General features: G+C 75.1%; 2 protein-coding genes. One reads left to right on the forward strand and one right to left on the reverse strand.

The genetic code is table 11. The features are described 5' to 3' along the window. Positions 1-73 precede the first annotated feature (73 nt). Positions 74-823, reverse strand: coding sequence for an oxygenase MpaB family protein (locus DMH08_RS39285; RefSeq protein WP_233618076.1), 750 nt, complete (start codon positions 821-823; stop codon positions 74-76). A gap of 219 nt (positions 824-1,042) precedes the next feature. Here DMH08_RS39285 and DMH08_RS39290 point away from each other — a divergent pair, with 219 nt between their 5' ends. Beyond that, positions 1,043-1,999: an ABC transporter ATP-binding protein gene (locus DMH08_RS39290; RefSeq protein ID WP_026401682.1), complete on the forward strand. Its 957-nt coding sequence runs from the start codon at positions 1,043-1,045 to the stop codon at positions 1,997-1,999. Positions 2,000-2,008: the final 9 nt, after the last annotated feature.

Genomic DNA, 2,008 nt, shown 5'->3' on the forward strand with positions numbered 1-2,008 from the left:
GGCGCGGACGTCCCGGCGGGACGCGCGGACCGGCCCCGCCGGTGCGGGGGCCGGTCCGCGCGGCGGGCGCGCGTCAGGCGTCGCGGCGCTTGAGCAGGTACGCGGCGGCCGCCAGCAGCGCGGCCGTGACGACGCGGAACACCGCCAGGCCCGGCGCGAGCGCCCGCAGCTTCCGGGGGTGCAGGACGGCCGCGGCGACCTTCCGGGCGTTGTCGTCGACCTCGAGGGACGCGACCATCTCGTCCATGTAGGCGCGGAACGACGCCAGGTCGGGCGGCTGCGCCTCCGCCGGGCAGCCCAGCACCTCGGCGACGACCCGCGCCTGCCGGTAGTACTCCTCGGCCTGCCCGGCGTCCGGGCGTCCGGGCCGGCCCAGCCGCTCGTGGAGGTACAGCGCCGAGTCGATCAGCGTCGCGTTCACCCACAGCTGCAGGCCGGGGTCGTTGCCGGAGTACCCCTCGCCGCGGACGGACGTGTGGATGCCGCGGACCTTCGCGGCGATCCGCGCGACCTCCTCGGGCGTCCCGAAGGAGACGACCAGCAGGAAGTCGAGGGTGCCGAACAGCCGCGCCAGCGGCCGGTCGGCGAAGTCGCTGTGCTCGGCGACGCCGCGCGCCACGCCGGGATGCGCGAGCTGCATGAGCAGCGCGCGGCCCGCGCCGAGCCCGACGATCGGCTCGGCGCCGAACGCGCGCAGCACGTCCCGGTCGGCGAGGCGGTCGGCGAGGTGGGCGGCGAGGTCGGCGGCGGCGCCGGTGCCCGCGGCGCCGGGCGGCGACGGGTCCGCGGGGGCCTGGGGGGACGGGATCGGCGGTGTGGGCACGGGGGGCCTCCCGGACGGTCGGCGGCCGGATCCTGGTGCCCCGCATCCTCACCCATTATTGACGTCCCGTCAATAATGGGTGCGGGCCGCGCCGCCGGCGCCCGGTGCCTACTGCGCAGGTCGGAGGCGGGGTCGACCTGAGAAGGAGGCCGCTGGACATTCCGTGCCGATAGGGTCTTTACGGTCACCGAATGTCACGACGACCCCCTGGACTCCTGCATGATCGAGGCCAAGAACCTCACCAAACGCTACGGCGCGAAAGTTGCCGTCCATGATCTCTCCTTCACGGTGGAGCCCGGCCGGGTGACCGGCTTCCTCGGGCCGAACGGCGCCGGCAAGTCGACGACGATGCGGATGCTGCTCGGCCTCGACCGGCCCACCGGCGGCGAGGCCCGCATCGCCGGACGGCACTACAGCAAGCTGCCCGCCCCGATGCGGACCGTCGGCGCGCTCCTGGAGGCGCGGGCCGTCCATACCGGCCGCAGCGCCCGCAACCACCTGCTGTGCCTCGCGCAGACCCAGGGCCTCCCGGCCAAGCGGGTCGACGAGGTGCTGGAACTGGTCGGCCTCACCGACGTCGCCGGGCGGCGGGCGCAGGGCTTCTCCCTCGGCATGGGGCAGCGGCTCGGCATCGCCGCGGCGGTCCTCGGCGACCCCGAGGTGCTCATCCTGGACGAGCCGGTCAACGGCCTCGACCCCGAGGGCGTCGTCTGGATCCGCCAGCTGATGCAGCGGTTCGCCGCCGGCGGCCGGACGGTGTTCGTGTCCAGCCACCTCATGAACGAGATGGCCGTCACCGCCGACCACCTCATCGTCATCGGCCGCGGCCGCCTCATCGCCGACTGCTCCACCGAGGAGTTCATCGAGCGCAGCACCGACAAGACGGTCGTCGTCCGCACCCCCGACGCCGACCGGCTCACCGGCGTCCTGTCCGGCGAGGGCGGCAAGGTCACCGCCGCGGACGACGGCGCGCTGACCGTCGCGAACCTCGAGGCCGCCCGGATCGGCGAGCTCGCCGCCGCCGAGGGCCTCGTCCTGCACGAGCTCACCCCCCGGCGCGGCTCCCTCGAGGACGCCTTCATGGAGCTCACCCGCGACACCGTCGAATACGGGACGTCCGCCGCCGCCGCGCCCGCCGGCGCGCCCGCCGTCCCCGCGAAGGAGGAGACCCGATGACCGCCGCCC

Source organism: Actinomadura sp. WAC 06369, assembly GCF_003947565.1.
Classification (GTDB): Bacteria; Actinomycetota; Actinomycetes; order Streptosporangiales; family Streptosporangiaceae; genus Spirillospora; species Spirillospora rifamycini.

What these genes read in the sequence shown, in the direction of transcription:
- DMH08_RS39290 (WP_026401682.1), top strand. Translation starts at nt 1,043, where the DNA reads ATGATCGAGGCCAAGAACCTCACCAAACGCTACGGCGCGAAAGTTGCC.